The 4,055-nt window shown below is 70.0% G+C and carries 3 protein-coding genes and 3 pseudogenes; 4 read left to right on the forward strand and 2 right to left on the reverse strand.

Going from position 1 to position 4,055, the window contains the following annotated elements; all coding sequences use genetic code 11:
- Both ASJ79_RS34205 and ASJ79_RS20060 read left to right on the forward strand, forming a co-directional pair.
- A pseudogene (locus tag ASJ79_RS34205) lies at positions 1–114 on the forward strand (hypothetical protein); the annotation flags it as partial.
- Positions 107–391, forward strand: a pseudogene (locus ASJ79_RS20060) (alpha/beta hydrolase); the annotation flags it as partial. The pseudogenes ASJ79_RS34205 and ASJ79_RS20060, both read left to right, overlap by 8 nt.
- A gap of 6 nt (positions 392–397) precedes the next feature.
- Here ASJ79_RS20060 and purD read toward each other — a convergent pair.
- Positions 398–1,666 (reverse strand): phosphoribosylamine--glycine ligase, encoded by a 1,269-nt coding sequence (purD, locus tag ASJ79_RS20065; RefSeq protein ID WP_067958973.1) that lies wholly within the window; start codon positions 1,664–1,666, stop codon positions 398–400.
- Between the two features lie 116 nt (positions 1,667–1,782).
- Between purD and ASJ79_RS20070 the strand changes: the two genes are divergently transcribed.
- Both ASJ79_RS20070 and ASJ79_RS20075 read left to right on the forward strand, forming a co-directional pair.
- The gene (locus tag ASJ79_RS20070) at positions 1,783–3,015 is read left to right on the forward strand and encodes a cytochrome P450 (RefSeq protein ID WP_067958976.1); all 1,233 of its coding nucleotides are present in this window, start codon (positions 1,783–1,785) and stop codon (positions 3,013–3,015) included.
- 88 nt (positions 3,016–3,103) lie between these two features.
- Positions 3,104–3,697 (forward strand): TetR/AcrR family transcriptional regulator, encoded by a 594-nt coding sequence (locus ASJ79_RS20075; RefSeq protein WP_067958979.1) that lies wholly within the window; start codon positions 3,104–3,106, stop codon positions 3,695–3,697.
- 89 nt (positions 3,698–3,786) lie between these two features.
- Here ASJ79_RS20075 and ASJ79_RS20080 read toward each other — a convergent pair.
- Positions 3,787–4,055, reverse strand: a pseudogene (locus ASJ79_RS20080) (hypothetical protein); the annotation flags it as partial.

Below are 4,055 nucleotides of genomic sequence, written 5' to 3' on the forward strand. Positions count from 1 at the left end.
GAGTCGCTGCGGGCGGCGCGGCGGCGGGCGATGACGTTCATGATCGTGGCGTCCCCGTGCGCGCTGGTGTTGTCCACCATGCCGCCGATGCTGGCCGCGATCGCCAACGCCGGCCCTGTGGACATCGCCGGGGGCCGCGGCCCCGGGCGCATTCGACGGCGCTGCGGACTACGAGGCCAACAGTGTGTGGGGCCTGCCCGCCCTCAACGAGATACCGCTGCGTATCGACTGCGGGTTCGACGACCCGTTCGCGGCCGCCACCCGGCAGTTCGTCGCCCAGTTGGCGACGCCGCCTGCGGGTGGCTTCTCCCCCGGCGGGCACGACGCGGCGTTCTGGTCGTCGCAGCTGACCGGCGAGCTGAGCTGGGCGGCACCGCTGCTGACCGCTTAGCCGCGGCTAGAGCGAGATCCGCCCCTCGGCCGCCGCCTGCCCAATGTCGTGACGGAAATGGCTGCCGGGCAACCGGATCGAGGCGATGGTGGCATAGGCGGCCTCGCGGGCGGCGCCCAGGTCCGGCCCGGTCCCGACCACCGACAGCACCCGTCCGCCCGACGACACCACGGTCCCGTCCTCGCGGCGCGCGGTCCCGGCGTGCAGCACACCGTCCCGGTCCGAGCCCTGGATGGCGTCGCCGACCCTCGGCCGCCCCGGATAGTTCTCGGCGGCCAACACGACGGTGACCGCCGAACCGTCCTGCCATCGCAGCGGCGGGTGCGCGGCCAGCTCACCGGTGGCCGCGGCCCGCAACAGTTGCCCCAACGGAGATTCCAGCAACGCGAGCACCGCCTGCGTCTCCGGGTCGCCGAACCGGCAGTTGAACTCGACGACAGCGGGACCGGCAGACGTGATCGCCAGACCGGCGTACAGCAGCCCCGAGAATGCGCTACCGCGCCGGACGAGTTCGGCGGCAACGGGTTTGACGATCTCGTCGACGATCTGCCCGGTGACTTCCGCGAGCAGCCACGGCAACGGGGTGTAGGCACCCATCCCGCCGGTGTTGGGTCCGGTATCCCCGTCGCCGACCCGCTTGAAGTCCTGCGCGGGCAGCAGCGGCACCACGGTCTCACCGTCCACCACGCAGAACAGAGACACCTCGGGGCCGTCCAGGAAGGATTCGAGGAGCACCGGGTGTCCCGCGTCGAGCAGGGCGGCGGCGTGCGCGCGGGCGGCGTCGCGGTCGGCCGTGACAACCACACCCTTGCCGGCGGCGAGCCCGTCGTCCTTGACCACCCAGGCGGCCTGCCCGGCCGGGGGCCCGAACCGGTCCAGCGCGGCGTCCAGGCGTGCCGGGTTGTCGACGATCTCGCTGCCCGCGGTGCGCACCCCGGCGGCGGTCATCACGTCCTTGGCGAACGCTTTCGACCCCTCGATGCGCGCGGCGTCCTTGGTCGGCCCGAAGCAGGCGATGCCCGCGGCGCGGACCGCGTCGGCCACGCCGAGCACGAGCGGCACCTCGGGTCCGATGACGACGAGGTCGGCGCCGACGCGACGGGCGAGCGCAGTGACCGCCTCCCCCGACGTGGCGTCGACGTCGTACTGGTCGGCCACCGCCGCGGTCCCGGCGTTGCCCGGCGCGATCGACAGCCCGTCGACCTCCGGGTCTCGGCGCAGCGCGAGCAGCAGCGCGTGTTCACGGGCTCCGGAGCCGACTACCAGAACGTGCACAGATGGACACCCTAGTGGCACCGGCGGGCGCGGTCTCGCTCCCGTCGGCCATACATTTATGCGCTCAGGTGTATGGTCTATGGAAAGTGCCGCACGTCACACCAGAAGGACGCCCCATGACCGTGACCCCGAGCTGCCCCTTCCTGCCCCAGGGGTATGACTTCACCGACCCCGACGTGCTGCTGCGCGGCATCCCGGTGACGGAGTTCGCCGAGCTGCGCAAGACCGCGCCGGTGTGGTGGAACGAGCAGGCCGAGTCGATCTTCGACGACGGCGGCTACTGGGTGATCTCGCGGCACGAGGACGTCAAGGCGATCTCCCGCAACAGCGCGCAATGGTCCACCAATGCCAAGGGCGCGGTGATGCGCCTGCCCGACGGGGTCACCAGCGAACAGCTCGAGCTGACCAAGGCGCTGTTGATCAACCACGACGCCCCCGAACACACCCGGCTGCGCAAGATCGTCTCGCGACTGTTCACACCCAGGGCCATCGCGGGCATGGAGGCCAAGCTCGCCGAGGCCGCGCGCGAGATCGTGCGCACCGCCGCGGAGAAGGGCGCCGGCAACTTCGTCGACGACATCGCGATGCCGTTGCCGCTGCAGGCGATCGCCGACCTCATCGGCGTGCCGGAAGAGGACCGCTCGAAGTTGTTCGGATGGTCGAACGCGATCATGAACACCGACGACCCGGACTTCGACTCGGATCCGACGATGGCCAACGCCGAGTTGATGGGCTACGCCTACACCATGGCCGAGCAGCGCCGCCGCTGCCCCGCCGACGACATCGTGACCCGGCTGATCCAGGCCGATCTCGACGGTGAGTCCCTGGGTGAGGTGGAGTTCGCCTTCTTCGTGATCCTGCTGGCGGTGGCCGGCAACGAGACCACCCGCAACGCGATGACGCACGGCATGAACGCGTTCTTCGACAACCCCGACCAGTGGGAGCTGTTCAAACGGGAGCGGCCCGAGACCGCGATCGACGAGATCATCCGATGGGCCACCCCGGTGCACTGCTTCCAGCGGACCGCGCTCGACGATGTCGAGGTGGGCGGCGTGACGATCGCCGCGGGGCAGCGGGTCGGGCTCTTCTACAGCTCGGCGAACTTCGACGAAGAGGTCTTCGAGAACCCCTTCCAGTTCGATATCCGGCGGAACCCCAACCCGCACTTGGCCTTCGGCGGCAACGGCGCGCACTTCTGCATCGGCGCGAATTTGGCCCGCATGGAGATCAAGTTGATGTTCAACGAGATCGCCGACCAGATTCCCGACATCTCGAAGCTTGCCGAGCCGCAGCGACTGCGGTCGGGGTGGATCAACGGGGTCAAGGACCTGCAGGTCGCCTACACGTAGTCCCCCACAGGCACACCGCGGATGGCCGGGGCACCTGGGGCGCGGCGGGGTTTGATGGCTCCTCCGACGGGTCGCTTACAGTTCGTTCGTGCGCACCCACGGTTGGTCCGGAGCCAAGCCCGCCTCTGACGAGGAGGCGGTAGGACGCATCCTCGCGGCGGCGAGCAAGGTGATCGAGGAGCGCGGCGCCGATTTCAGCATCTCCGACGTGGCGCGCACGGTGGGTGTCACCCGCCAGACCGTGTACCGGTACTTCGCCAGCACCGAGGCACTGCTGGTCGCCGCCGCGGTGCACGCGGTCGACGGCTTCCTTGAGCGACTGGCCGCGCACCTGGCCGGGATCACCGATCCCGGCGAGGCGGTCGCCGAAGCCGTGGCCACCGCTCTGGAATGGCTGCCCCGCGAGAAGTACATCGGGCTGATCATGGTGCCCGGCGGCTCGAGCCACGTGCAGTCGGTCACCTCCGACGTGGCGCTGCGGTTCGCCCGGGACATGGTGGGTCGCCTCGACGTCGACTGGGCGGCGGCAGGATGCGACGACGACGACCTCGGCCAGCTCTCCGAGCACCTGCTGCGCATCATCCAATCGTTCGTGATCGACCCCGGCCGTCCTCCGCGTCAGGGTGAAGAGTTGCGGGCCTACCTGCGCCGGTGGGTCGGCAACGCGATCCTCCCGCGCTGAACGTCACACACGACCGCGCGCCGGGCGTACGTATTCTGACGGGACCACCGGGATGCGACGGCAGAAACCGTACGCCCGGCGGCCCGTCGTCACACCACCGTCAGCGGCAGCGACTTGCGGTCCTCGAACTCGAACGACGCGCCGCCGCTGAACTTGCACACCTCCACCTCGGGCAGCTCCTTGGCGGCGGTATCGGTCTCGACCACGCGTACGGTCCAGTCGGTCTCGGTCCCGGAGACCTCGGCGCGCAGATGCGGGTCCACCGCAGCCACGATCGCCTGCAGCGGCAGGTCCGCAACGGGTGAGACCAGCGAGATCCACGCCTCGTCCTCGTGCGCCGGCGACGGACGCACGTGCA

The organism is Mycobacterium sp. NAZ190054 (assembly GCF_001545925.1).
In the GTDB taxonomy this organism is placed as follows: Bacteria; Actinomycetota; Actinomycetes; order Mycobacteriales; family Mycobacteriaceae; genus Mycobacterium.